The sequence below is a fragment of the Tenacibaculum sp. MEBiC06402 genome (assembly GCF_049239625.1).
Classification (GTDB): domain Bacteria; phylum Bacteroidota; class Bacteroidia; order Flavobacteriales; family Flavobacteriaceae; genus Polaribacter.
The window spans coordinates 103,471-128,792 of sequence record NZ_JBMKKT010000100.1 but is presented as its reverse complement, the minus strand read 5'-3'; the positions used below and the strand labels follow the sequence as shown (position 1 = coordinate 128,792).

The 25,322-nt window shown below is 31.1% G+C and carries 24 protein-coding genes; 15 read left to right on the top strand and 9 right to left on the bottom strand.

Features of this window, described 5'->3' with window-relative positions:
• Nucleotides 1-5 precede the first annotated feature (5 nt).
• From ACOSP6_RS13090 to rimM, 8 genes are all read left to right on the top strand, one after another.
• Nucleotides 6-1,961, top strand: a complete 1,956-nt coding sequence (locus tag ACOSP6_RS13090; protein ID WP_422094357.1) for a hypothetical protein — start codon at nucleotides 6-8, stop codon at nucleotides 1,959-1,961.
• Between the two features lie 8 nt (nucleotides 1,962-1,969).
• Nucleotides 1,970-3,916, top strand: coding sequence for a hypothetical protein (locus ACOSP6_RS13085; RefSeq protein ID WP_422094356.1), 1,947 nt, complete (start codon nucleotides 1,970-1,972; stop codon nucleotides 3,914-3,916).
• Between the two features lie 95 nt (nucleotides 3,917-4,011).
• Nucleotides 4,012-4,383 (top strand): BlaI/MecI/CopY family transcriptional regulator, encoded by a 372-nt coding sequence (locus ACOSP6_RS13080; RefSeq protein ID WP_422094355.1) that lies wholly within the window; start codon nucleotides 4,012-4,014, stop codon nucleotides 4,381-4,383.
• Between the two features lie 77 nt (nucleotides 4,384-4,460).
• The gene (locus tag ACOSP6_RS13075) at nucleotides 4,461-6,767 is read left to right on the top strand and encodes a M56 family metallopeptidase (RefSeq protein ID WP_422094354.1); all 2,307 of its coding nucleotides are present in this window, start codon (nucleotides 4,461-4,463) and stop codon (nucleotides 6,765-6,767) included.
• Nucleotides 6,768-6,861: 94 nt separating this feature from the next.
• A complete protein-coding gene (locus ACOSP6_RS13070) occupies nucleotides 6,862-7,962 on the top strand; it encodes a DUF4407 domain-containing protein (RefSeq protein WP_422094353.1) in 1,101 nt (366 codons plus the stop codon).
• Nucleotides 7,963-8,044: 82 nt separating this feature from the next.
• Nucleotides 8,045-8,236 (top strand): cold-shock protein, encoded by a 192-nt coding sequence (locus ACOSP6_RS13065; protein ID WP_075341206.1) that lies wholly within the window; start codon nucleotides 8,045-8,047, stop codon nucleotides 8,234-8,236.
• A gap of 186 nt (nucleotides 8,237-8,422) precedes the next feature.
• Entirely contained in the window at nucleotides 8,423-8,923 is a 501-nt protein-coding gene (locus ACOSP6_RS13060; protein WP_422094352.1) for a 30S ribosomal protein S16, read from the top strand.
• Nucleotides 8,924-8,938: 15 nt separating this feature from the next.
• Entirely contained in the window at nucleotides 8,939-9,466 is a 528-nt protein-coding gene (gene rimM / locus ACOSP6_RS13055) for a ribosome maturation factor RimM (protein WP_422094351.1), read from the top strand.
• Here the strand turns inward: rimM and ACOSP6_RS13050 are convergent.
• Genes ACOSP6_RS13050 through ACOSP6_RS13040 form a run of 3 tightly spaced genes read right to left on the bottom strand, consistent with a single transcriptional unit; the run spans nucleotide 9,463 to nucleotide 10,794 of the window.
• Entirely contained in the window at nucleotides 9,463-9,885 is a 423-nt protein-coding gene (locus tag ACOSP6_RS13050; protein ID WP_422094350.1) for a c-type cytochrome, read from the bottom strand. The genes rimM and ACOSP6_RS13050 overlap by 4 nt on opposite strands.
• Before the next feature lie 15 nt (nucleotides 9,886-9,900).
• A complete protein-coding gene (locus ACOSP6_RS13045) occupies nucleotides 9,901-10,287 on the bottom strand; it encodes a VOC family protein (RefSeq protein ID WP_422094349.1) in 387 nt (128 codons plus the stop codon).
• 3 nt (nucleotides 10,288-10,290) lie between these two features.
• The gene (locus ACOSP6_RS13040) at nucleotides 10,291-10,794 is read right to left on the bottom strand and encodes a GNAT family N-acetyltransferase (RefSeq protein WP_422094348.1); all 504 of its coding nucleotides are present in this window, start codon (nucleotides 10,792-10,794) and stop codon (nucleotides 10,291-10,293) included.
• A 231-nt stretch (nucleotides 10,795-11,025) separates the two neighbouring features.
• Here ACOSP6_RS13040 and ACOSP6_RS13035 point away from each other — a divergent pair, with 231 nt between their 5' ends.
• From ACOSP6_RS13035 to ACOSP6_RS13025, 3 genes are all read left to right on the top strand, one after another.
• Nucleotides 11,026-11,454 (top strand): DUF4440 domain-containing protein, encoded by a 429-nt coding sequence (locus ACOSP6_RS13035; RefSeq protein WP_422094347.1) that lies wholly within the window; start codon nucleotides 11,026-11,028, stop codon nucleotides 11,452-11,454.
• A gap of 44 nt (nucleotides 11,455-11,498) precedes the next feature.
• On the top strand, nucleotides 11,499-12,077 hold the full coding sequence (locus tag ACOSP6_RS13030; RefSeq protein ID WP_422094346.1) for a PhnA domain-containing protein: 579 nt from the start codon (nucleotides 11,499-11,501) through the stop codon (nucleotides 12,075-12,077).
• Between the two features lie 64 nt (nucleotides 12,078-12,141).
• Nucleotides 12,142-14,295: a hypothetical protein gene (locus ACOSP6_RS13025; protein WP_422094345.1), complete on the top strand. Its 2,154-nt coding sequence runs from the start codon at nucleotides 12,142-12,144 to the stop codon at nucleotides 14,293-14,295.
• A gap of 215 nt (nucleotides 14,296-14,510) precedes the next feature.
• Here ACOSP6_RS13025 and ACOSP6_RS13020 read toward each other — a convergent pair whose 3' ends face one another.
• Nucleotides 14,511-15,560: a nucleoid-associated protein gene (locus tag ACOSP6_RS13020; protein ID WP_422094344.1), complete on the bottom strand. Its 1,050-nt coding sequence runs from the start codon at nucleotides 15,558-15,560 to the stop codon at nucleotides 14,511-14,513.
• Between the two features lie 59 nt (nucleotides 15,561-15,619).
• Here ACOSP6_RS13020 and ACOSP6_RS13015 point away from each other — a divergent pair, with 59 nt between their 5' ends.
• Nucleotides 15,620-16,147: a hypothetical protein gene (locus ACOSP6_RS13015; protein ID WP_422094343.1), complete on the top strand. Its 528-nt coding sequence runs from the start codon at nucleotides 15,620-15,622 to the stop codon at nucleotides 16,145-16,147.
• A 146-nt stretch (nucleotides 16,148-16,293) separates the two neighbouring features.
• On the opposite strand, the gene ACOSP6_RS13010 is transcribed toward ACOSP6_RS13015, so the two are convergent.
• The gene (locus tag ACOSP6_RS13010) at nucleotides 16,294-16,896 is read right to left on the bottom strand and encodes a ribonuclease HII (RefSeq protein WP_422094342.1); all 603 of its coding nucleotides are present in this window, start codon (nucleotides 16,894-16,896) and stop codon (nucleotides 16,294-16,296) included.
• A 70-nt stretch (nucleotides 16,897-16,966) separates the two neighbouring features.
• On the opposite strand from ACOSP6_RS13010, the gene ACOSP6_RS13005 reads away from it, so the two are divergent.
• Both ACOSP6_RS13005 and ACOSP6_RS13000 read left to right on the top strand, forming a co-directional pair.
• The gene (locus ACOSP6_RS13005) at nucleotides 16,967-18,919 is read left to right on the top strand and encodes a putative porin (RefSeq protein WP_422094341.1); all 1,953 of its coding nucleotides are present in this window, start codon (nucleotides 16,967-16,969) and stop codon (nucleotides 18,917-18,919) included.
• Between the two features lies 1 nt (nucleotide 18,920).
• Entirely contained in the window at nucleotides 18,921-19,166 is a 246-nt protein-coding gene (locus tag ACOSP6_RS13000; protein WP_422094340.1) for a hypothetical protein, read from the top strand.
• 9 nt (nucleotides 19,167-19,175) lie between these two features.
• Here ACOSP6_RS13000 and ACOSP6_RS12995 read toward each other — a convergent pair whose 3' ends face one another.
• Both ACOSP6_RS12995 and ACOSP6_RS12990 read right to left on the bottom strand, forming a co-directional pair.
• Nucleotides 19,176-20,453, bottom strand: a complete 1,278-nt coding sequence (locus tag ACOSP6_RS12995; RefSeq protein ID WP_422094339.1) for a hypothetical protein — start codon at nucleotides 20,451-20,453, stop codon at nucleotides 19,176-19,178.
• A gap of 90 nt (nucleotides 20,454-20,543) precedes the next feature.
• Complete coding sequence (locus ACOSP6_RS12990; protein ID WP_422094338.1) at nucleotides 20,544-22,268, bottom strand: Na+/H+ antiporter NhaC family protein; 1,725 nt, start codon at nucleotides 22,266-22,268, stop codon at nucleotides 20,544-20,546.
• An 81-nt stretch (nucleotides 22,269-22,349) separates the two neighbouring features.
• On the opposite strand from ACOSP6_RS12990, the gene ACOSP6_RS12985 reads away from it, so the two are divergent.
• A complete protein-coding gene (locus ACOSP6_RS12985) occupies nucleotides 22,350-23,378 on the top strand; it encodes a metal-dependent hydrolase (RefSeq protein ID WP_422094337.1) in 1,029 nt (342 codons plus the stop codon).
• A gap of 25 nt (nucleotides 23,379-23,403) precedes the next feature.
• Here the strand turns inward: ACOSP6_RS12985 and ACOSP6_RS12980 are convergent, their stop codons facing one another.
• Together ACOSP6_RS12980 and ACOSP6_RS12975 are read right to left on the bottom strand one after the other, a co-directional pair.
• Nucleotides 23,404-24,039 (bottom strand): MarC family protein, encoded by a 636-nt coding sequence (locus ACOSP6_RS12980; protein WP_422094336.1) that lies wholly within the window; start codon nucleotides 24,037-24,039, stop codon nucleotides 23,404-23,406.
• 11 nt (nucleotides 24,040-24,050) lie between these two features.
• Nucleotides 24,051-25,250, bottom strand: coding sequence for an aminotransferase class I/II-fold pyridoxal phosphate-dependent enzyme (locus ACOSP6_RS12975; protein WP_422094335.1), 1,200 nt, complete (start codon nucleotides 25,248-25,250; stop codon nucleotides 24,051-24,053).
• Between the last annotated feature and the right edge of the window lie 72 nt (nucleotides 25,251-25,322).

Sequence of the window (25,322 nt, the reverse complement as noted above, 5' to 3'; positions counted from 1 at the left end):
ACAATATGAAAAACAAATATTTAATACTACTTATTTTAGTTATAAGTAGTTTTTCGGTTTCCGGTCAAAAAAATAGTAAAGTTCCAAAATTAGGACAAGTAACTAACCAAGAACTTTCACAGAAATTTTACGAGAACGATTCTGCCGCTGGCGCATTAGTTCTGGAAGAAAAGGGTCATATTTGGGTTGATCGAAAAAACAAATATGATTTCCGAACTGACATTTATAAAAGAATTAAAATATTTAATAAATCTGAATTAGAACTAGCTACTGTTAAAATCAATATTTTCGGAGACGAGAAAATAAAATTTATTAAAGCAGTTACATACAATATAGAAGATGGTAGGACTACAAAAATTCATCTCTTAGAAAATAAAATTTTTAAAAAGAAATTATCCAATAAATGGCAACAAGTAACTTTTACTTTACCAAATATCAAAGAGGGTTGTGTGATAGAGTATTCTTACAGTGTATTTTCTCCTTACTTTAAACTTGATGACTGGATTTTTCAATCTAAGATTCCAAAAATTAAAAGTGATATTGTTGCAGAAATCCCTGGTAATTATAAATATAATCTAAGATTCCAAGGATATAAATCTTTGGATAGAGATAATTCTTTTGTAAAACGAAATTGTATATTATACCCAGGTATTGGAGAGGGTGATTGCGTGGTTTATGAGTATGGAATGGATGATATTAAAGCATTCCTAACTGAGGATTTCATGTTATCTCGAAAAAATTATATCGCTAAAATAATTTTTGAGCCAGTTTCTTTTACAAGTTTAAAAGGTGCAAAAAAGATTTATACTCAAACATGGAATGATGCTGACAGAACTTTACGCACCAATTTCTTTGATGGTCAAACCTCAAAAACAAGTTATTTCGAAAAAAATTTACCTTCTGATATTTTAAACATATCTGACGATAAAGAGAGAGCCCAAAAAATCTATTCATTCCTTCAAAATAGGTTAAACTGGAACAACGATTTTTGGTCTCAAAATAAAATTAAGGTCAAACAAGTTTTTCAACAAAAAACTGGTGGTGTTGATGGTATAAACCTAACACTATACAATTCTTTAAAAGCTGCAAATATTGAAAGTTATATCGTTGCTCTATCAACAAGAAAAAATGGTTCTATTACTAAATTATTTCCTTCTGTTTCTAATTTTAATTACATTATAGTAAAGGTTATTATTGAAGGGCAAACTTATTATCTAGATGCCACAGATAAAAATTTAACTTTTGGGGAAATACCTTACAGATGTTTAAATGGTGAAGGGCGAGTTTTAGATTTCGAGAAAGAAAGTTATTGGGAAGAAATTAGCCCTAAATACGATACCTCATTACGAAATAGAATTAAAATTCAGTTCGATGAACAAAATGAGGCGATTGCGGATATTACTCGTGAAAGCAGAGGATATTCAGCATTAATTGAAAGAAAAAAACTGAATAGCAAATCCGAAGAAGAATATCTGGAAGACTTTGAAACAAAAAATCCAGATATAGAAGTTGATGAGTTTGAAATACTTTCTAAAAAAGAACAAAGAATAAAAACTTCTTTTACAGTTTCAATTCCTGATATTGATACTTCACAAAAACAAATTCGTTTCTCTCCGTTTATTGTAGATAAATACAAGGAAAACCCTTTCAAGTTTAATCAACGCTACTATCCAATTGATTTAGGTTATAAATGGAGCGATTCCTACACTATTTTTATTAATGCTCCAGAAGGATATGAACTGTTAAAAATACCTTTAACTAAAAACTATAAAATACCTTACAATGGAGGTGAATTAGAATACAAAGTTCAAAGATCAGGTGAGAATCTTAAAATTACAATGAATATTAAGTTAAATAGAAATAAATACAACAACACAGAATATCTTAACTTAAAAAAGTTCTTTAAAGAAATCATAACCTTGCAAGATTCTTATGTTGAATACATCAAAGAATCAGAATAATTAACAACATGAAAAACACACATATAATACTACTTATTTTAATGATAAGTAGTTTTTCTATTTATAGCCAGAGAAATACCAAAACTCCAAAACTTGGTCAAGTTAAGGATGCCGAGTTGAAGATGGGTTATTATGACAAAGATTCAACTGCTGGGGCATTAGTTTTGGAAGAAAAAGGATATTCTTACGTTGATGACAAAAACAACTACGATTTTAGAAGAGATATTTATAGAAGAATAAAGATTTTTAATAAATCTGAATTTAATAGAACTACGATTGAAGTTGATTTATATCAAAAAGAACAAATAAAATATATAGAAGCTGTTACTTATAACTTAGAAGACGGCAAGAGAACGAAAATATTTTTACTTGATAAACAAATTTTCAAAAAACAACCTTACGAAAATTGGACACAAGTTTCTTTTACGCTTCCAAATATTAAAGAAGGTTCTGTTATTGAGTATCGATACAGTATTTTTTCTCCATATAGTCAAATAGATGATTGGAAATTCCAATGGAATATCCCTAAGTTAAAAAGCGACTTTATCTCTTCATTCCCTGGTAATTGGAAGTATAACATTAGGATTCGCTCCGCACAGAAATTAGACCGAAACAAATCTTATATTAAAAGAGATTGTATTAGCATTGGTGGATTAGGCCAAGGAGATTGTTCGGTAATGGAATATGGTATGGATAATATACCGGCATTTAAGAAAGAAGATTTCATGGTATCGGAAGAAAACTTTAAAGCAAAATTGATTTTTGAACCTATTTCATTTACTCAAACCAATGGTGTAGTTACAAGATATACAAAAACTTGGAAAGACGCAGATGAAACAATGCGTAAAAATTTCCTCGATGCACAGACCTCCAAAAAAGGATATTTCAGAAAGAAACTTCCTCAAAATTTATTCTCTATTACCTCTGAATCAGAAAGAGCTGAAGCAATATATAATCATATCCAAGAAAAACTCTCTTGGAACAAGAAATTCAGAACAAAAACAATAAGAGTAAAAGAAATTTATCAAAAAAATACAGGAGGTGTTGATGGTATAAACTTGGTGCTATATAATGCCCTACAAGCTGCGGGAATTGAAAGTTATGTTGTTGCCTTATCTACACGAAATAATGGTATACTAACCAAACTTCATCCTTCTATTAAGAAGTTCAATTATTATTTAGTCAAAGTAATTACTGACGGTAAAACTCATTTCTTAGATGCAACTGATAAGAATTTTATTTTTGGGGAATTTCCATTCGAATGTTTAAACGGTGAGGTTAGAGTTTTTGATTTTAAAAAAGGAAGCTATTGGGAACTCCTGAAACCAAATTATAGATCCTCAATTAGAAATAACATATCTCTGAAATTTAATGAAGACGGAGAAATGGTTGGTGACATTATTACTACTGACAAAGGATACAACGCACTAATTAAACGAAAAGCTCTAAAAGTAAAATCAGAAGAAGAATTTTTAGAGGAATTTGAAACAGAAAACCCGCTAATCGAGGTGGAAGAATTTGAAGTTATTTCTGATAAAAAGGACGTTTTTAAAACATCATATAATATTTCAATTCCAGATTTCACATTAGAAAACAGTAATATTAAATTGAATCCTTTTATAATAGAAAGAACTACGAAAAATCCATTTAAATTAAAAGAACGAAACTACCCAGTAGATTTTGGATACGCATGGTCTGAATCTTTTTCGATAAGAGTTGCAATTCCTGATGGTTACACAATATCTAAGGTACCAGAAAATAAAGCTTTAAGCTTACCAGGTAAAGGAGGAAAACTAATTTATAGAATTAACAAAACCGATAAAGAAGTTATCATTTTTATGAAGTACAGCTTAAACAGAGCAATCTACACAAACATAGAGTATCACTACCTAAAGGAGTACTTCAAAAACATTATTAAAGTTCAAGATTCATATATAGAATTAAAAAAAGCTTAACTTTTACTCTACAGTTGTAGAATTATTTTTACTCTACATTTGTAGAATTTAAATTTTATTTCTACATTTGTAGAGTGAATTCTAATTTTGTAGAAATGCAGCTAAGCAAAACCGAAGAACAATTAATGCAATTATTATGGAAACTAAAGAAAGGATTTATGAAAGATATCCTTTCTGAATTTCCTGAACCAAAACCAGCAACTACAACTGTCGCAACTCTTTTAAAAAGAATGCGCGATAAAGGTTTTATAGATTATAAATTGTTTGGGAAATCAAGAGAATATTATCCATTAGTTAAAAAGTCCGATTATTTCTCTAAGCATGTAAATGGGTTAATTAAAAACTTTTTTAATGACTCTGCAAGCCAGTTTGCTTCATTCTTCACTAAGGAAACAGATTTATCTGTCAGTGAACTTGAAGAGTTACGTAAGATTATTGACAATCAAATTAAAGAACAAAAGAAATGATTGCTTATTTAATTAAATCGTCAATTTGCCTACTACTCTTGCTTGTATTTTATAAGCTTGTATTAGAAAAGGAAAAAATGCATCAATTCAATCGTGCATATCTTTTAGGAAGCATATTATTTTCATTTTTGGCACCATTATATGTAATTAACATCTACGTGCCAGTTGAGACGCTAGATTTTCCACTTGACTTTGACCAAGAGTTATTAAATGGGGAAATAGTTCAACAGAAAAAAGAAATTAGCTATTGGACAATTGCTGGAATCTTGTCTCTAGTTATTTCAACAATATTCTTTGTTCGCTTCATCGTAAACCTATCTAAAATCATATTAAAGATAAGACAGAACATAAAAATCAAAATTGATAATGCTACCCTTGTTTTAGTTGAAGATTTAATTAGTCCGCATACATTTTGGAATTACATTTTTATCAATAAAGAAGAATATAAAAACGAAAAGTTAGAAGAAGAATTACTCACACATGAATTAACACATGTCACACAACGACATACCGTAGATGTATTATTAATTGAATTATTGAAAATAATATTTTGGTTCAATCCTTTATTCTACTTCTTAAAAAAACTTATTCAACTAAACCACGAATTTATTGCAGATAACAAGGTGATTCACCTTCATAAAAATATTTCTGAGTATCAACATTTGTTATTAAACAAAGCCGCTTGGAACAACGATTATTACCTGGCCAGTAATTTGAATTATTCATTAACAAAAAAACGATTAGTTATGATGAGCACACGAACATCAAAAGTCAATAATTGGCTGAAAAAACTAGCAGTAATACCACTGCTAACAGGAAGTATTTATGTTTTCGCAGAAAGAGTAGAAAGCTATGAAATGAAAAATAACACACTTTTAGATTCAGATATTTCAAATCTAGAATTCCCTAAAAGTGAAGAAACAAGTATTTCTCCTTTGGAAGATATCAAGGGTAAATTATCAAACAAAGACGCTTTAAAATCTAGCATTGAAAACAAAGATAACTCGAAGCATACATTTCTTGCTTCAATTGAGAAAACCGATAATAAAGCTATTCTAAAATGTTATAATTGCGAACGTTGGGCAAAACTTAACGTTCCTATGAACAAGGAATTGACTATTACAGATTGGGGATTCACTAACAAATCAAATGCAAACAAAGGTGTATATGCTTTCACAATAAAAGTCACAGACAACAAAGTTTATTTCAAAGGATTGAAAAACACTGCTTGGGAAACTTTAGGTTTTACATTATATCCTAATAAGAAGCAATATATCAATCAGAATGGGATGATTGCTAACAAAAAAGAGAAAACCACTCAGAAAGCTAAAAAACGAAATCTAAAATCAGAAGCAAACCATATAAAGGAAACTTCTGTTAAGGCAACAAATATTGAAATTTCTAATAGCTCTAAACAGCATAAAAAAGGCACAACTCAAAAAGTATATACTACTGAGCTCAGTCAAAAAAATGTTGATCCTCTTAAAGTTGAGATACAAAAGACAGTTAAAAGTTCTAATCAAGAAATTAATAAGCTAAACATCGATCAATCAGAAGAGATTTCTGATTACAGAAAATTAAAAAGAAAATACGACAGATTAAGAAAGCAAAATCCACATTATATTAAAAGCGATCCTGAGCGTAAAAATGAACTAGATAAGATGTATTCAGACTTAGGATTGAAATATTTCCGACTTACAAGAGAAAATAGACGTAAAATTAAACGTGCGGCTCGTCCTTATGCTCCTTATGTTAAAATTAAGAAGGAAAATGATTTTTATTACAGATTGCCGAGTGAGTTAACAGAAGAGGATAAACTATACATTCCACCTCCACCACCCGCTCCAGATGCTTCTGAAGAAGAAATACAAAAAGTTAATAAAGCATATCGTAAATGGTTAAAGCAGACGAGAAAATACTCGAAAGATAAAAAAGCCCGACCTGTGAAAATTGAAGTAAAGGACAAATCAAAAAAAGGAATGGTTAAAATAAAAAACCAAGATTTATACTATATAACAAACAGTAAAGGAACAAAGTATTATAATCGTTGGGGACAGGAAGTTAACAAGAATGGTGAAATTATTAATCCCGAGAAAAAATTCCCTGTTGTAAAAAAAGGAGACAAAACTAATATTCCACCACCACCTCCACCACCAAAACGAAAAGTTTTAAAACAAACTCCTAGTAAAGGTACGGTTAAAGTGGATGATAAAACTATTTACTATATCACAAACAAAGAAGGAACAAAGTATTATAATCGTTGGGGACAGGAAGTGAATAAAAAAGGAGAAATTGTAAATCCGGAGAAAAAATTCCCTGTTGTAAAAAAGACTGATGAAACTAATATTCCGCCTCCGCCTCCACCACCCGTAAAAAGACAATAAACAAATTAAAATGAATATGTTAAAAGCCTCATAAAAGAGGCTTTTTTTGTAACATAAAATTGAAACTATCGTTCTTATAGTATAAGCTTATACTATGATCAAACAATTTTTTCTGATTTGTTCTGGTGTTGATCAAGATTTAATAAAAGATTGTTCCAACGGAGAGCAAAATAAATACGCTGGAATTGGCGCAACCGTATTTTTTACCGCTTTAATGGCCGCCATTGCTGGGAGTTATGCTTTATATACAGTTTTCGACAATGTTTACACTGCTATATTTTTCGGTCTTATTTGGGGTTTACTAATTTTTAACCTCGATCGTTTTATTGTTTCTACTATAAAAAAAAGAGAGAAAAAGTCTCAAGAATTTATACAAGTTTTACCTCGTTTGCTCTTGGCCATGATAATTGCAGTAGTAATATCTAAACCTTTAGAGCTAAAAATATTTGAAAAAGAAATTAATCAGGTGTTGTTAACCAAAAAAAATCAAATGACACTTGATAACAAAACTCAAATTGCGCAACAATTCACTCCTGAAATAGAAAAATTACAATCAGAAATAAATGGCTTAAAAGAAGAGATTACTCAAAAGGAAACTGAAACCAATAATTTATACGAAACCTACATAGCTGAAGCCGAAGGACGAAAAGGAACAAAACTCATAGGAAAAGGTCCTGTATATAAAGAAAAACGACAAAAACACGATGCATCTTTACAGGAATTAACCGAACTAAAAAAGGGAAACACTGAAAAAATAAATTTGAAAGAAGCTGAAATAGCAGCTTTAATTCAAAAACAAAAAGCATCTGAAACAAACACACAGCCTATAATTTCAAATTTTGATGGACTAATGGCAAGAATTGAGGCTTTAAATCAATTGCCTTGGTTACCTTCTTTTTTCATTTTTCTACTTTTCTTAGCTATTGAAACTGCTCCAATATTTACAAAACTAATCAGCTCCAAAGGAGAATATGATTATAAATTAGAAAATCAGGAATCAAAAGTAAAGTCTTGGATTCAACAACAAATAGATCAACGAGAAAAAATTGCCCAAACCGATATTGATATCAACTCTAAAATTTATGAAGATTTAAAGTCAGAAGAACAATTGTATAACTACAAACAGAAAATAGCAACCGAATTAATGAAGCTACAAGCTGACACTTTTTTACAAAATCAAAAAAACATCTTATAAATTAAAAGAAAAATTAAAAAAATAAAGGATTACAAATTTTTAAGCACTAACTTGCAGGCTTTTAATAATTAATACATTTATAATGAAACAAGGAACGGTAAAGTTCTTCAATGAATCTAAAGGTTTTGGATTCATTACAGAATCAAATTCAGGTACAGAGTATTTCGTACACATCTCAGGTTTAATCGACGAGGTTAGACAAGGAGACGAGGTAGAATTTGAACTTAAAGAAGGTAAAAAAGGATTAAACGCTGTTAGTGTTAGAGTAATTTAATATATCACAACATTTAATTTTTTAAAAGCATCTGATTTTCAGATGCTTTTTCTTTTAAATAATGTATTTAAAAGCACTTTATTTAAAAAAGATTTAATACATTTGCACACTCAAAAATCCGAGCTTATTCGGTTTTTAAATTAATAGATTAATAATCAAGGTCGTGTACCTTAAAATTTAACAAGTATGCCTGTAAAAATTCGTTTACAAAGACATGGTAAAAAAGGAAAACCATTTTATTGGGTGGTTGCTGCAGATTCTAGAGCTAAAAGAGACGGTCGTTTCTTAGAGAAAATCGGAACGTACAACCCAAACACTAACCCTGCAACTATCGATTTAGATGTTGATTCTGCTGTAAAGTGGTTAGAAAATGGTGCTCAACCAACTGACACAGCAAGAGCTTTATTATCTTATAAAGGTGCTTTATTAAAGCATCACTTAGCTGGAGGTGTTAGAAAAGGTGCTTTAACAGAAGAGCAAGCTGAAGCTAAGTTTAACGCTTGGTTAGAAGAAAAAGCTGCTAAAGTTGCTGGTAAAGTAGATGGTTTAGCTAAAGCTGAACAAGAAGCTAAAGCTAAAGCTTTAGAAGCTGAAAAAGCTGCTAACGAAGCTCGTATTGCTGCGAAAGCTCCTGTTGTAGATAGCGAAGATGCTACTACTGAAGAAGGTGGAGATAGCGAAGAGTAAAAAAACAAGACGATAATGCAAACTAAAGATTGTTTTTATTTAGGCAAAATCGTCAAAAAACACAGTTTTAAAGGCGAAGTAGTTATCAAATTAGATACTGACGAGCCTCATCTGTACAAAAATTTGGAATCAGTTTTTGTCGAACTCGGCAATAATCTGGTTCCTTTTTTTATTGAAAAATCTTCTTTGAGTAAAAACACCATGTTTCGCGTTAAATTTGAAGGTGTTGATACAGAGTCTGACGCGGAAGCAATTTTACGATCTGGTATTTATTTACCTCTTACCCTACTTCCTAAACTTTCTGGAAACAAATTTTACTATCACGAAGTAATCGGGTTTACTGTTAAAGATGTTCATTTTGGTGAGGTTGGAACTATTTCGAGCATTAATGATACTGCAGCTCAACCTTTATTTGAAATTGATAGAGATGGAATTGAATTGTTCATTCCGATGATTGATGATTTCATTAAAAAAGTAGATAGAGAAAATAAAACTATCGAAGTAGAAACTCCAGAAGGATTGATTGATTTGTATATCAATTAAATGAAACTTTCTAAATAATTTAAAATATCGGTTAATTCCTGATCGGTCAAATCCTCTTTATTGTGCTCTCCGTTAGCCCAATTAAACTCTTCTTTTAATTGTAAAACATCTTGATCTTTCTCATCTATCAGAGATTTTTCATCTCTTATGAATTTGAACAACCATTCTCTTGAAAACCTCCTTGTCACTCCACGAATAACTCCATGTCGTTTATCTCGTTTATGACAACGATAGCAACCTTCATCCAAAAATATAGCTCTACCTCTTTCAACTGAACGCCTCATTACTCTAGCTTCTACAACTTCATCAGTGACATCAGGATAATCATGCATTGTTTGAACACTTACCATCCAGAAAATCATGAATAATAAAATTGCAGAGGTTATCATTCCAAATATGGTATTAGCAGAGATTTTCATAACACATTTCTGTTTTTAAACTTCGTATAGTTCGATTGGTAAATCATCTGGATCATTAAAAAAGAAAAAACGCTTTCCTGTAAATTTATCAATTCTTATTTCCTGACATTGCACATCATTTGATTCCAAATAAGCCTTCCATTCCTTAAGATTTTTAACAGCAAATGCAATATGTCGCAATCCTGATGCTTCAGGAAATGATGCTCTTTTTGGAGGATTTGGAAACGAAAACAATTCTATCAAATACATTCCATTTAAACTTAAATCTAACTTATAAGATTCTCTTTCTTTTCGGCAAACTTCCTGTTCTACATTAAAACCTAACACCTTAGTGTAAAACCGTTTCGATACTTCATAATTAGAGCAAATTACCGCAATGTGATGTAACTTTTCAATTTTCATAAACTAAAAAATAAATTCATAAACACAATCTTCCTCTCCTTCAAAAACACTTTGCTTCCCGACATAAGTATATCCTAAATTTTCTAATAATCGTTTAGACTTTTCGTTTTCCGGTAATGTAAAAGCATATACTTTTTCTTGTTTGAATGTATCTTTAATATAATCCATCATTAATAAAGTTGCTTCACTTGCATAACCTTTTCCTCTTCCTTTTGGCAATAATGCATAACCAACATCAATAAAATCTAAGTTTTCTCTTTGTAGCGCTGAAGTAGTACCAATAGGCTCGTTAGTTTCTTTTAAAATAACCGTAAAAAAACCTAAACCGTTTAATTTAGCATTCTTTGAAAGTACATCTTCTAAATATGTTCTCGTCTGTTCGACAGATTTTAAACCTTTGTCATTAATAAATGTAATCCAATCTGAATCATTAAATAATTCAAAATAAAAAGACGCATCATCCACAGTAGCTTCTCTGATAAATAACCTGTCACTTTCTATTAGCATATTCTAACTTTTAAATCAATAATACAGTTCTTAAAACGAGAAATAATTACAATAATCAGCTATTAATTAGAATTTTATGATATTTTAGCAATATTCTGAATGTATTTCTAGAATTTTATCCGACTTAAGAAATTATAATTCGTGATGATCACTCGAAACTTTTCACCCCCAAAAGTCTCAGATAAAAATAGTCGGAAATAAACTATTTAACAAAAACTAATACCCTTACAAATGAAAAAACTAATCTTGCTATTTTCTGTAATATTAATATATTCTTGTTCAACCTCTGATGAAAAACAAGACAGAAAAGAAATTATGGCTCTTTTGAAACACCAAGCTTCGGATTGGTCTAGACATGATTTAGATTGTTTTATGTTAGGATATTGGAAATCTGACTCCTTAAAATTTTATGGAAAAAACGGTATTACTTATGGATGGAAAAATGTACTAGATAAATACAAAAAAAGCTATCCATATGAGGAAGATACTGGAAAGTTAAAGTTTAAAATTAACGCCATTAACAAAATAGAAAATAACAGCTATTATGTTATGGGAGAATACCATTTAACTCGTGAAATTGGAAATACTGATGGAATTTTCATGATTATTTTAAAAAGAGTTAAGGATGATTGGAAAATTATAGCAGATACTTCTTGGTAGAATTTTCAAATTAAAGTTTACTTTCGCAAGCATAAATAAAAAACATGAGTTTATTACAAGAACTTAAAGATAGAAGCGGAAGTCAATGCGAATTATGTACTTCTAAAACCAATTTAAATATTTACGAAGTTCCTCCAATTTCTACAGGTGGAGTTGATGGAAGTATTTTGGCTTGCGGAAATTGTATCGAACAAATTAACAACCCTGAAACAATAGACCCAAACCATTGGAGATGTTTAAATGATAGTATGTGGAGTGAATTCTCTGCAGTGAAAGTTGTTGCTTGGAGAATGCTACACCGTCTAAAAAAAGAGGGGTGGCCTCAGGATTTATTAGATATGATGTATTTAGAACCTGATGAATTGAGCTTCGCTCAAGCTTCTGGAGATCATTTGGACGAAAGTGATAAAGTAATTCATCGAGATAGTAACGGGGCTGTTTTGCAAGCTGGAGATAATGTGGTTCTTATCAAAGATTTAAAAGTAAAAGGATCGAGTATGGTTTGTAAACAAGGAACCGCGGTAAGAAGAATTTCTTTAGATCCAGAGAATGCAGAATATATTGAAGGAAAAGTTGATGGACAAAACATTGTAATTGTCACCAAGTACGTGAAAAAGTTATAACCAAACTTGCGTTATAAGTCTGTTAGTTATACTTTTGCAGCCGTTTAATAATAAATTTAAATTCATGAAAAAGACAATTTTAGCAATTGCTATTTTCTCTTCTATTACAACAATAAAGGCTCAAGTTACTGATACAGGAGATAATGTTGGTATTGGAACTACTGCTCCTTCACAAAAACTAGATGTTAATGGAAACACTAGAACTAATCAACTTCAATTAAAAGGAGGAGATGTAAAACTGTCGATACCAAATACAACTGGTGGTTGGGCAAGAGGTATTTTGTATTATAACCCAAATGTTTATTCTACGAATGAAATTGGTGGAATTGGTATGCTTGGATCTGGTTCAGTTCAAACAAGAATGTTTTTAGGGTTTGGAGATGACCCTTGGTACTCTACAAAGGGGATTCAAATTTTACCAAATGGAAGAGTAGGAATAGGTACTGTAGCTCCTAATTATACCTTAGATGTCTATGGTAACGCTATGGTTGGTAATAATGATTGGGCATTTATGATTATCAATGGAAAAGCAAATAATGACTGGATGTTTAATGCTCATAATGACGCAAATAGTCTACATATTAGAACAAGTGAAGATTCTGGAGCTGCGCATACAAAATATATTATGACTATGAGTAGAGATAGTGGTAATGTTGGTATTGGAACTAAAGCGCCAAACGCAAAACTTGATGTAAACGGAAGTCTTCAAATTAGAGGGAATGTAGGGGGAAATAATCAAGTGTTTGGAAACTTAAATTTTTACAATGCAAACAGCAACACTTCTTCTGTACTCGCAAATATCCAAGGAGTTAGAGGAGATAATAGCTATCAAAAAGGAAACCTTTCCTTTAATGTAAAAGATGGAACTAGCCTAATTGAAGCTATTAGAGTTAAAAGTAATGGTAATGTAGGTATTGGAACTACAAACCCTACTGATCGCTTACATGTTTACAATGATAAAGCAGGTTATGCTACATTAGTAGTTGAGAACAAAAACGCTGATGGTTTAGGATTGATAGTAAAAGCAGGAAATGGATCAACTCATGTAGCAGATTTTAGAAAAGCAGACAACACCAATTTAATGAGAATTGATGGTTCTGGAAAAGTCGGTATAGGAACTACTACCCCCTCTGAAAAATTAGATGTTAATGGAAATATAATATCAACAGGTACAATGAGTTTAGGTAAAGTTGCCTCTACAAGTTCTCTTAGAGATGTAATATCGCTTTACGGAAATCGATTAGGAGCTACAAATATGTACGGTTTTGGAGTAGAAAGTGATGGGACGCTTTATAACAAAGCAGTAAGTCATTACAGATGGTACCTTAACTCTAATGCTGACTTAGGAACTAGCGCTAAAATGGAATTAGATAATAATGGATTGTTTGTAGATGGTAATGTTGGTATAGGAACTACGACACCTTCTCAAAAATTAGAAGTAAACGGAACAGTAAAAGCTAATGCGTTAACTGTTATTGCAACAGATTATAATACAAGAATAACTAGTAATCAAATACAGTTTTCTAGAGATGGATTTTCATATATAGATAATAAAAAAGAAAACGGATCAATTGCCATAAGAACTGGAGGTACTGACAATATTGATATGATCGTAAACTCTGCTGGCAATGTAGGTATTGGAACAACTACTCCGAGTCAAAAACTTCATGTAAATGGTGATGCTCAAATAGAAAGTGATGCTGGAGCAGAGTTAAATTTATTAAACACTTCTTCTGGAAATAACTGGCAAGTTGTGTCAGGTTACAACGGTGGCTTTGAAATTGGTTTAAAAAACTTTAATATGGTTGATGCAGCCGCTCCATTTTTTATTCACCCAACAGGTAGAACAGGTATTGGAACAACTAATATTCCGGCTGATTTTAAATTAGCAGTAGCTGGTAAAATGATTACTGAAGAAGTTACTGTTAAATTGCAATCTACTTGGCCAGATTATGTATTTACAAATGACTATAAATTACCGACTTTAAAAGAAGTTGAAAAACAAATTAAAGAAAATGGTCATCTAGCTAATATTCCTTCAGCAGAAGAAGTTTCTCAAAATGGAATTGAGTTAGGTGAAATGAATAAAAAGCTTTTAGAAAAAGTTGAAGAATTAACATTATATACAATTCAACAAGAAAAAGAATTAGAAAAGCAAGGTAAAGAAATAGAAGAGTTAAAGGCTTTAGTAAAAAAGTTAATTGACCCTAAAAAATAAGCACTTTTTTAAGTAGAGACAAAACTTATAAACGTCATTGCGAGGATAAAAATCTGAAGCAATCTCAAAACATAAAACGGAGATTCCTTCGTTGTACTCGGAATGACGTTTTTTTATAAAAAGAATAATTTGTTAAGAGTTATAGCTAATCTTTCTCTATTAGTATAATTTTTCTCAAACCACTTCTAACTTCTAACTTCTAACTTCTAACAAAACTATTTCTCTGCGTTGTAATACACTTTATAAAACTTCATTTTCTTGTCTTCGTCATAACCTCTCTCTAAATATTCAGAAGCTGCATCAGGAGCGTCGATATCAATTTTAATTTGAATATTCGTATCTAGCTTAATTTCAGTCTTTAGCTTTCCTTTTTCTTTCTTTAAAACAATATCAGAAACCTCGAAATTATTTCTAATTAACACGTCGTTTAACTTTTCGAAGTGTTTTTTATAATCCTCAAACATATCCTTGTGCTTATCTTCTTCAAACACCTCGTCTTTAAAAGAGTGGTAATCTACACTTTCATGCTCTTTAAAATAATCTACAGTGTTAGCCAAGAAATTTCCTTGTTCGTGTTTACCATATTCTGGTTTAATAATTTCCTCAGAAAAATCGCGACATAACTCTAAATAATGCTGAGTATGTAAGTTTCTATCGTCAGCATATTTTACATTCAAGAAATTTTTAATCCAATATTGTGCATCGTAATTATTATTATCTACAGATAACACTACCGTTCCTTCCGCATCAGAAGAATTTAAAATCAAACAACCTTTATCCAATCTCTTTGTTGAAATTCCTTTTTGAACCACCACATCAAAACTATCCTCATCTAAATAGGTTTGAAAGAAATCTACTTTACTTTCAATTTTAAAAATTCCAACCGCTTCAGTCAGCACATCTTTATATTCGATTCCTTCAAAAAGCACAACTAAAACATCTCCTGTTTTAATATTTGCTGAATTAGATTGCTCGTATAAATGATTTACAACATTCTTTGAGTTCTCGATAAACGTTTCTTCATCTTCAAAAATTTGAGAACTGTAATTGTTAATTTCATTTAAACGAACATCTGCATGATGATTAAAACGATAACTCTGCGTTACTCCTCCGAATGGTTTAAGCAAAAACGGAACTAATAAATCATAACTTTCTTCATCAAAACGAACCAAGCTTTCAGAAAACGCATTCTGTCCGCTATTGTACTTATTTGCTACTTTGTGAATTATACATTTTGTTATTTCAACACGAGTTCTTTTAATCATCTTTCTAAAAATTAGGCAACAAAAATACGTATTTTAGTATCGTAAAAAATAGTTGATTTATGAAATTATTAGGTATTGGATCTAGAATTAATCATCCTGAATATGGATTTGGAGTAGTTACAAATGTTGACAGCCGTCATTATTGGGTTACATTTCAAGAAAATGGTTTGGAAACTATTTCTCTTGATGATGAATTTGTAACCATTGAGGCTGTGGAAGATGAAGTTGATACGATTAGTTTTTATGAAGTAGAATCATCATTGAGAAAAATTTTAAAACAATGGAGTGATGTTTCTGAAATTGTTCCTATTGCAGATAAATTTAAAGGTGGGAAATTAATTATTGAACCAGCCGATAACAGCTTAGCTTCGAAAGAAATTCCAATTGACACATTCTTTCATAAAATAGTGATGGTGAGAGATCGTATTCGTGTAATGGAACAGAAAATAAATTCGAGTAAAACGTTAGATGATCAAGATAAAATAGACTTACAACAGTATATCACTAGAATTTATGGTAGTTTAACTACTTTCAATGTGTTGTTCAAGTTAAAATCAGATCATTTTGTTGGTGTGAAGTCTAAATAAAAAAATGCGGCAACTAATAACCAGTAAATTATTATGCTTGCCGCACATATTTATAATAGGGATTATTATAAAAGGTTCTCCGTCCGAGCGACAAATGTAATTAATCCGTTAAATATCAAATGTTAAAACATTGATTTTAACACAATTTAACTAAAATCTAGTGTTAATTGATCTGGTAAAAGTTTAAAAGATTTCCTGTGATATTTTGTAGCGCCATGAGTTTTTATTCCTGCTCTATGTTCTTTTGTTGGGTAACCTTTATTCTTTTTCCAATTATACATAGGAAACTCTTCATGGATTTTTGCCATAAATTCATCTCTGTACGTTTTAGCCAAAATTGATGCAGCTGCAATACTCATAAACTTGGCATCACCTTTTACAATTGTTTCATGAGGAATTTCTTTGTATGGTCTAAACTTGTTTCCATCAACAATAATAAATTCTGGAACCGTACTTAGCTCACTTATAGAACGATGCATACCTTCAATGGCTGCTTGTAAAACATTTAACTCATCAACTTCCTCATTATGAATAAATGATACTGAATAAGAAAGTGCATTTTGTTCAATAAAAGTTCGAAGTTCGTTTCTTTTCTTTTCAGACAACTGCTTGGAATCATTTAAAAATGGATGCTCAAAATCCTCAGGTAAAATTACAGCTGCAGCAACAACAGGTCCCGATAAACAGCCTCGACCGGCTTCATCTGTTCCCGCCTCAAAAGTGAATCCACTATAGTTTAATTCCAACATAATACAAATTAACAGTTTTCGTAGATAACATTCACATTTATTTTCGTTTTATTATTTTACATTTGCCCTTATGAAACAAATTTTCATACTTATCTTTTTTATAGGATGTATAACTATCGAAGCACAGTTTAGAACAGTAAACGGAGGCTTTGCTGGTGGTAGAAATAGAGCTACTGATTCTCTCGCTAATGATGAAATAAGCGTTAAATTATTAGGTAAAACTAAATATACGGATTATAAAGTAATCAATATAAAAAGAGACACAGTCTATATAGATACTACACTTACTATCCAAAAAGAATATCAACATAACTTCAGAAGAAAAGATAATTTTGAATTATTAGCTTTCCACAATCAAGGACAAACTTTTAATAGTTTAGGATATAGTTTTAGAGACATTTCTCAATTTCCAGATATTGGTTTTAACGCAAAACAGTTTAATTATTTAAACATTAACGATATTAATTATTACCGAGTTCCTACGCCAACCACACAAATAATGTATAAAACTGGACAGGAACAAGGACAGGTATTAGATGCTATATTTACTTTTAATTTATCTAAAAGATTAAATTTAAGTTTTGCTTATCGAGGATTAAGATCGTTAGGGCAATATCGCCGTTCACTATCTAGTTCAGGTAATTTTCGAGCAACAGCAACTTATAGCACTCCAAAAGACCAGTACAACCTTAAAACACATTTAACAACTCAAGATTTCACAAATGAGGAAAGTGGCGGTTTAACAAGTGAATCTGTTCAAAATTTTATTACTAACGATCCAAACTTTACTGATAGAGGAAGATTAGATGTGAATTTAAATGATGCTGAAAGTTTATTAGACGGAACACGTTTCTATCTTGATCATAATTTTAAGTTGTTTGATAGTAAAGACAGTACTAACACAAAAAACTTCAGCAACTTAAAAGTTGGGCATCAACTTCATTATGAGAGAAAGTTTTTCACCTTTGAACAAGGAGCTATAACGACAAGTATTTTTGGAGAAGCGAGTAAGTCGAATGGAGAATTAAGAGAGTCTAGCGATTATCGATTAATTAATAATCAAGGGTATTTAGAATTTAACTCTAAATATGTTTTAGGAACATTTAGAGTAAAAGCAAATTATACTACCGTGAATTATGGTTACGACACCATATACAATAGTAATATTTTATTAACGAAAAAACGTTTAGTCGGTGATGCGGTAGGTTTAGGAGCAGATTGGAACGGTAAAATTGGAAACTTCAAAGTAAATGCCAGTGCTATGGTTACTCCAGGAAGTGGTCATTTAGCAGGAAATCATTTTAATGGAGAAGCTATATACGAAAAGGATAGTGTATTTAAAGTAAAAACTACTCTATTACTTTCTTCAAAAGCACCAAGCTTCAATCAACAGTTTTTTCAAAGTGTTTATAACAAGTACAACTGGGAAAATGATTTTACCAATATAGATACCAGAAACATTGGATTTTCTTTTAACTCTAAATGGGGAAATGCTAGTGTAGATTTTACAAACATCGAAGATTACGTATACTTTGATACCGATAGTCTCCCTAAGCAATTTAACGGGTCAATCACGTACTTAAAAGTAAAAGCCAATAAAGAGTTCAAATTCTTTAAAAAATTCGCTCTTGATAATACTGTAATGTATCAAAATGTATCTAGCGGGAGTGATGTGTTTCGAGTTCCTGAATTTGTAACTAGAAATACTCTGTATTATTCAGATCATTGGTTTAAAGGAGATCCTTTACAAGTACAAATTGGTGCAACCTTTAAATACTTTACAAAATATAGAGCAAACGCACACAATCCGCTATTAGGAGAATTCATGTTACAAAATGATACAGAAATAGGATTTCCTAGTCTTGATGTTTTCTTCAATGCAAAAGTTAGACGCACAAGAATTTTCTTCAAGATTGATAATATTAGCTCTAATTTCTTAGAGAAAAATTACTTTTCTGCTCCTAATCATCCATACAGAGACATGTCTATACGTTTTGGAGTAGTTTGGAACTGGTTTATTTAATATGAAAAAATCTATAAAAAAATCTTGGCTAGTTTTTTTAATAGCAAGTCTTTCTTTAGGATTAGCTCCTTTTAAAGAACCTCATATTTTAGGTAAGATTCGATGGATTGCTGGAGGTAACGCTTTCAGTGGAGATGAAGCTATGAAAGCTATGGATTGGTTCGATACTTTTTTACACGGAATGCCGTGGATATTATTGCTAACATCAACGGCATTACATATTATTTCTAGATTTTCTAAGAATTAAAATTCTATTCTACTTATTAAATGGACGTTCATTTATCCAATTAAACCCTCTATTCATTAATAGAAAATCCTTTTTCGTAAGTCTATTAAATTTAATATTAATCGTATCTCCTCCTTTTACAGTATTCATGTAGTATAAACTATCCAATTTCTTATAATTAAGAATAAATTTCTGAGTCGAATCTTTACTTTTCACCAACTCTATACTCTTTTTAATTGTATCTGTTTTTGAATTATACCTAGTACTTTTTCCATCCATAGTTTTTATTACCAAACTATTTGGTCTTTCTATTCTAATACTTTTCCATCTTACAGTATCATTTTCCAAAGGTGGTAAAGTGTCTTTATTCATTGTGAAATCTTGAACCTTGTAATACCCATACATTGGTGGTTTTTTAGCTCTAGTTTTCGACCTTTGAATAACATTATAAAAAGCGAATATTGTCCAATATCCCACTAAGATTAACCATGTTACTCTTAAAGTTGGTCTCAACCATTTTTTTGAGAATTTTGCAGGTTCAATTTTTGTTAACTGCACAGATGCTCCTTTAAAGAAAAGTAAGAATAATTTCTTAGCATCTATTAACAACAAAAATAACGTCATCAGAAATAAATGCGTCGAAAGTAGTTTTACCGGAATATCGAAAAAATAATTTACCGCCATTACATTAGCAGTAGTTACTAATGTTAAAACCGCAGCAAATTTATAAGTTTTTCTAAAAATTAATAATATAGCTGCCATTTCAGCTAAACCGATAAACAAATTATAACCAACTGAAAAACCAAGAAAAGTCCATGCTAACCCCATTGGAGAAGACTCTCCATAAGTCTCTGTTAATCTATAAAAACTAGGTTCTGGAAATTGAGATTTAATAACTTTTATTAATCCATACATGTAAAGCATTATACCAACGTAATATCTAATCGCAGTGGTTAGCCAATAATATTGTACGGAATATGTTTTTCTTTTTCTATCTAATAGAGACCAAACTATAGTACCAAAAACGGATACTATAAACATAAAAAGTACTAAGAGATAATGGTAAGTTGTATCTCCACTTCCATTTGGCCCAGTAGTTATCGTATAATCGACACCTAGTAAATCATTTCCAAACCAAGGGATAAGGTTATATAAAATACCACTTTGAATTTTTAAAACATATGTCAAATATGTCAAATATGGATATGCTCCATTATTGTTTAAAGCGATATATAAAATGAAATAAATAAAAGAGAATCGTAATCCAATTTTGTTAAAATTAGACCAAGGCTTTTTTTCTAGAGACATAATTTATTTTCTTATTATTATTTTACAATAACAAGTTACTTTTTATCCTAAAATGTTACTATCTATATTCTAATAATTACTAAAATCTCATTATTTAGAAGCAAGCTGTCTAATTTTTATTCTGAAAGCAGCAAAAATCAACGTCATAAACGGACTTAACCAGTTAAACATAGCGTAAAAAGCATAATCTACAACTGGTACACCTAACACTCCAGAATGATAAGCTCCACAAGTATTCCAAGGAATTAATACAGAGGTAACCGTTCCAGAATCTTCTAAGGTTCTACTTAAGTTTTCTGGCGCTAATCCTTTATCTTTAAATGCTTTTGCATACATTTTACCAGGTACAACCAAAGCCAAATATTGATCAGAAGCAGTAACATTTAACCCGATACATGTACAAACCGTACTCGCAAATAAACCGAAAATACTATCAAAAAGATTCAACATAAAACTACTAATCTTTGCTAAGGCTCCAATAGCATCCATGATACCTCCAAAAACCATTGCGCATAAGATTAACCAAATTGTTCCTAACATTTTCTTCATTCCACCTGAAGTGAATAAATCTTTCAATGCCTCATTTTCAGTGGCTACAGATGTATCAACTGTTATCGCCTGCATTACTGCAATATATGAAGTGGTTAGAAAACCAGTAGACTTAGCATAAAAGTCAAAATTTCCAATTTTCTTACCATCCTTTAAAATTCCAATAGATTTAGCTATCTCAACCGATTCTTTTGAAACTGGTAAATTTACTTTTAATTCTTCAGACAACGAATAACCTTCCTTAGCCACAAGATTATAATCTCCTGGAGATTGATATGTATTATTTGATACAGAATTTCCATTCCACTCAATATATGAACCCAATTCTTCTGGAATCTGGCTAACCGAATATCTTGTTCCATTATCAACAATTACATCAGTTTGAAAAATAAGCGCAAAAATTCCACCTAAAATAGTTCCTGCCAAAAGTGCAATCAATGGTGGAGTTTTCTTAATAATTAAAACAACTACTACAACCGGAACTAAAAACAACCAAGGTGTAATATTAAATGCTTTATCAATATCAGCTAACATTTGTCCTGTATTGGCATCTCCACTAGCCGACTGAGTAAAACCTAAAATTAAAAAGAAGATAAACGTCACTACAAAAGTTGGAACTGTTGTGTACGCCATGTATTTGATATGTGTAAATAAATCCGTACCTGCCATCGCCGGAGCTAAATTTGTAGTATCAGACATTGGTGACATTTTATCTCCAAAATACGCTCCAGAAAGAACTGCTCCAGCCGTCATTCCTAAAGAAATATCTAAAGCACCACCAATTCCTATTAATGCAATACCAACTGTAGCTGCTGTTGTCCAAGAACTACCCGTTGCTACAGAAATAACAGCACAAATAATTAAACAAGCAACTAAGAATATTGTTGGATTTAAAACTTGTAATCCATAATAAATCATAGAAGGAATAATTCCACTGATTAACCATGTCCCTGCTAAAGCTCCAACCATTAATAAAATAAGAATTGCGCTTGCAGTTGACTTAATATTCTCAGCTACCTCATCCATCATCAACTGAAAACTTACTTTATTTTTAAAACCAACGACTGCAGCTACTACTCCACCAATTAATAAAACAAACTGATTACTTCCGCTTAAGGCATCGTCTCCGAAAACATACACATTGTATGCCAACATTCCGATTAACGCAATTACAGGAATTAAAGCTTCCCAAATTGACAAGTTTTTATTTTGCTGAATTTTTTGATCTTGTATTTTTATTTCTGAACCGTTGTTAGTTTCTTGCATTGGTCGATTTTTTTGGTTTGTAATGTTACGATTTTGTTAAGACTTACGCAAGTGAAAACCGTTTGCTACTTTTGTATTTATATGGATTCATTAACTCAAATTGTACTTGGAGCTGCTTGTGGAGAAATTGCTCTTGGAAAAAAGATTGGAAACAAAGCATTATTATTTGGAGCCATTGGCGGAACCATTCCTGATTTAGATGTTTTTCTTGGACGTTTTTTCTATTCAAATTCTATTGATCAGCTTATATTTCATCGAGGTTTCATGCATTCCATTCCTTTTGCTATTATTGGAGCATTTTTCTTTGGATATATTACCTATTGGCTCTACAATAATGGAAAAAGAAAAGATACTACAACACACAAAGATTGGATTTGGCTCTTTTTCCTATCTATTTTTACGCACCCAATTCTAGATTGTTTTACACCATATGGAACACAACTTTTCTTGCCTTTTTCCGACTATCGTGTGGCTTTTAATAACATTGCAGTTGCTGATCCATTATACACACTTCCCTTTTTAATTAGTTTGATTGTTCTTATGTTTTATCGAAGAGGAACATCAAAACGTAATTGGTGGTTAAAAGCAGGAATCTATGTGAGTTCAATATACATGGTACTTACTATTTTCAATAAGTTTTATGTTGACGACGTTTTTGAAAAATCATTTGAAAATGCTGGAATTACCTATAATCGCTTTACTGTTCAGCCATCAATTTTAAATAATATTCTTTGGTATGGAGTTGCTGAAACCGAAATAGATTATAAAGTAGGATATTATTCAATTTTTGATAAAAACTCTCTAGCTACAGATTTTATTTCAGTTCCTAAAAATCAAGAGATATTAGATATGTCTGATCTCGATTTGAAGAAATTAACTTGGTTTAGTAACGATTATTACAACTTAGCTTCATTACCAAATGGAGAATTTAGATATAATGATTTACGATATCCACTAATTAAAAATGATGCTAGTAGTAGTTCTGTTTTTGGTTTTAGACTGTATAAAAACGGGAAACGATGGGAATATAAAAATGACGTAGATCGCTTTAAAGACAGTTCTCCTTCGGACTTAATTAATTTTATTTGGGAAAGACTAAAAGGAAAATAAAAACCTCGTCGTAACGAGGTTTAAATTACGTATTTAGGATATCCAATAGAATAGGTTTCAATCCGCTAAAAAAGAACTCTACTGCAATTACCATAACGATTAATCCCATGAGTCGCATCATAACGTTAATTCCTGTTTCTCCTAAAATCTTAATAATCTTTGAAGAGCTATAAAGAATTATATAAGTAATTATAATGACTAATAAAGTAGCTAAAATCAATACTGTCTTTTTTTGAATAGAATTTGCATCTTCCATCATAACTATTGCATTTGTTAATGCTCCAGGACCACATATCATTGGTATAGCTAACGGAGTTACTGAAATGTCATTCACATAAGATTTAATTTCAGAATCTTTTAGTTTTACTTTACCCAATCTTGCTTGTAACATATCCATTCCCATTAAGAAGAAAATTACACCTCCAACTATTCTAAAACTATTAACTGATATCCCAAAGAAATTAAATAATAATTGCCCCGAAAAAGCAAAAACAATAATTGTAAAAAAACTAACTATTGATGCCTTTTGTGCTGTTTTTGTTCTGTGCGTCTGATCCAAATCAGCCGTCATCGTCATAAAAATAGGCATTGTACCAAGTGGATTTATCAAAGTAAAAAAAGACGTGAAAGATAAAATCCCGAATGTTAGTAATTCATTCATTTAAAGAAAATTTATAGAACCCCAACTTCTTTCATACAAGCTTTCATCATTTCATAAGTTCGTTCGATATCATTATCTAATCCTATTGAAAAACGAATTAAACCATCTGTTAATCCCATGTCCGCTTGTTCATCTTCTGGTATTTCAGAAGAAGTTGATGAACCTGGTGCAGAGAATAATGTCTTGTAAAAGCCTAAACTAACTGCTAAATATCCCAAGTTTTTATTTTGCATTAACTCCATTAACTCATTTGCTTTCTCTAAAGAACCAACATCAACGGTTAACATTCCACCGTATCCGTACTCTTCATTCATCATCGATTTGAACAACTCATGAGAAGGGTGAGAAGCTAAACCAGGATAAACAGTTTTCAATCCATCTTCTTCAAACTTTTCAGCTAAATACATTGCATTCTTGCTATGTTGTTTCATGCGAATATGCAATGTTCTCATGTTTTTCAAAATAGAAGCTGCTCTTAGACTATCCATCGTAGAACCAAGCAACATCGATGCTCCGTCATTTACATTTCTCAAATTATCAATTAATTCTTGAGTACCGCAAACAACACCTCCAACCGTATCTGAAGATCCATTGATAAATTTTGTTAAACTATGCACAACTACATCTGCTCCTATTTGTGCCGGCGCAATCGATAAAGGAGAAAATGTATTATCTACTACTAATTTTAAGTTATACTTTTTTGCTAAAGCCGCTAATCCACGAATATCTGCAACTTCTAACAACGGATTACTTACAGACTCACAATACAAAACTTTTGTATTCTCATTAATTGCGTTTTCAACAACATCCAATTTTGTAATATCAACAAAAGTTGTATTGATATTTAGTTTTGGTGTAAAATTTTTCAGGAATGCATAGGTTCCTCCATAAATAGTTCTACTAGAAACGATATGATCACCAGCTCCACATAATTGTAATAGTACAGGCGTTATTGCTCCCATTCCTGACCCAGCAACATTTGCGGTTTCTGTACCTTCCATCTCTGCTAAAGCTTCTCCTAAATACAAATTAGAAGGAGATGTGTGTCGAGAATATAAATAACACCCATCTGCGTTTCCTTCGAATGTATCGAACATGGTTTTCGCAGAAAGGAATGTATATGTTGATGAATCTGAAATTGAAGGGTTTACACCACCAAATTCCCCAAAGTATTGTAAATCTTGAATTTTATTAGCTGGTTTAAATTTCATTAGAAAATAGTTTTTGTTTACTCAAAACAAAACAAAAACCTAACTAAATTCAATATTATTAAATAAATATAG

Excerpts from the sequence above, each read along its gene's own strand:
- ACOSP6_RS13090 (WP_422094357.1), top strand. The coding sequence starts at position 6 with ATGAAAAACAAATATTTAATACTACTTATTTTAGTTATAAGTAGTTTT.
- ACOSP6_RS13085 (WP_422094356.1), top strand. The coding sequence starts at position 1,970 with ATGAAAAACACACATATAATACTACTTATTTTAATGATAAGTAGTTTT.
- ACOSP6_RS13080 (WP_422094355.1), top strand. The coding sequence starts at position 4,012 with ATGCAGCTAAGCAAAACCGAAGAACAATTAATGCAATTATTATGGAAA.
- ACOSP6_RS13075 (WP_422094354.1), top strand. The coding sequence starts at position 4,461 with ATGCATCAATTCAATCGTGCATATCTTTTAGGAAGCATATTATTTTCA.
- ACOSP6_RS13070 (WP_422094353.1), top strand. The coding sequence starts at position 6,862 with ATGATCAAACAATTTTTTCTGATTTGTTCTGGTGTTGATCAAGATTTA.
- ACOSP6_RS13065 (WP_075341206.1), top strand. The coding sequence starts at position 8,045 with ATGAAACAAGGAACGGTAAAGTTCTTCAATGAATCTAAAGGTTTTGGA.
- ACOSP6_RS13060 (WP_422094352.1), top strand. The coding sequence starts at position 8,423 with ATGCCTGTAAAAATTCGTTTACAAAGACATGGTAAAAAAGGAAAACCA.
- rimM (WP_422094351.1), top strand. The coding sequence starts at position 8,939 with ATGCAAACTAAAGATTGTTTTTATTTAGGCAAAATCGTCAAAAAACAC.
- ACOSP6_RS13050 (WP_422094350.1), bottom strand. The coding sequence starts at position 9,885 with ATGAAAATCTCTGCTAATACCATATTTGGAATGATAACCTCTGCAATT.
- ACOSP6_RS13045 (WP_422094349.1), bottom strand. The coding sequence starts at position 10,287 with ATGAAAATTGAAAAGTTACATCACATTGCGGTAATTTGCTCTAATTAT.
- ACOSP6_RS13040 (WP_422094348.1), bottom strand. The coding sequence starts at position 10,794 with ATGCTAATAGAAAGTGACAGGTTATTTATCAGAGAAGCTACTGTGGAT.
- ACOSP6_RS13035 (WP_422094347.1), top strand. The coding sequence starts at position 11,026 with ATGAAAAAACTAATCTTGCTATTTTCTGTAATATTAATATATTCTTGT.
- ACOSP6_RS13030 (WP_422094346.1), top strand. The coding sequence starts at position 11,499 with ATGAGTTTATTACAAGAACTTAAAGATAGAAGCGGAAGTCAATGCGAA.
- ACOSP6_RS13025 (WP_422094345.1), top strand. The coding sequence starts at position 12,142 with ATGAAAAAGACAATTTTAGCAATTGCTATTTTCTCTTCTATTACAACA.
- ACOSP6_RS13020 (WP_422094344.1), bottom strand. The coding sequence starts at position 15,560 with ATGATTAAAAGAACTCGTGTTGAAATAACAAAATGTATAATTCACAAA.
- ACOSP6_RS13015 (WP_422094343.1), top strand. The coding sequence starts at position 15,620 with ATGAAATTATTAGGTATTGGATCTAGAATTAATCATCCTGAATATGGA.
- ACOSP6_RS13010 (WP_422094342.1), bottom strand. The coding sequence starts at position 16,896 with ATGTTGGAATTAAACTATAGTGGATTCACTTTTGAGGCGGGAACAGAT.
- ACOSP6_RS13005 (WP_422094341.1), top strand. The coding sequence starts at position 16,967 with ATGAAACAAATTTTCATACTTATCTTTTTTATAGGATGTATAACTATC.
- ACOSP6_RS13000 (WP_422094340.1), top strand. The coding sequence starts at position 18,921 with ATGAAAAAATCTATAAAAAAATCTTGGCTAGTTTTTTTAATAGCAAGT.
- ACOSP6_RS12995 (WP_422094339.1), bottom strand. The coding sequence starts at position 20,453 with ATGTCTCTAGAAAAAAAGCCTTGGTCTAATTTTAACAAAATTGGATTA.
- ACOSP6_RS12990 (WP_422094338.1), bottom strand. The coding sequence starts at position 22,268 with ATGCAAGAAACTAACAACGGTTCAGAAATAAAAATACAAGATCAAAAA.
- ACOSP6_RS12985 (WP_422094337.1), top strand. The coding sequence starts at position 22,350 with ATGGATTCATTAACTCAAATTGTACTTGGAGCTGCTTGTGGAGAAATT.
- ACOSP6_RS12980 (WP_422094336.1), bottom strand. The coding sequence starts at position 24,039 with ATGAATGAATTACTAACATTCGGGATTTTATCTTTCACGTCTTTTTTT.
- ACOSP6_RS12975 (WP_422094335.1), bottom strand. The coding sequence starts at position 25,250 with ATGAAATTTAAACCAGCTAATAAAATTCAAGATTTACAATACTTTGGG.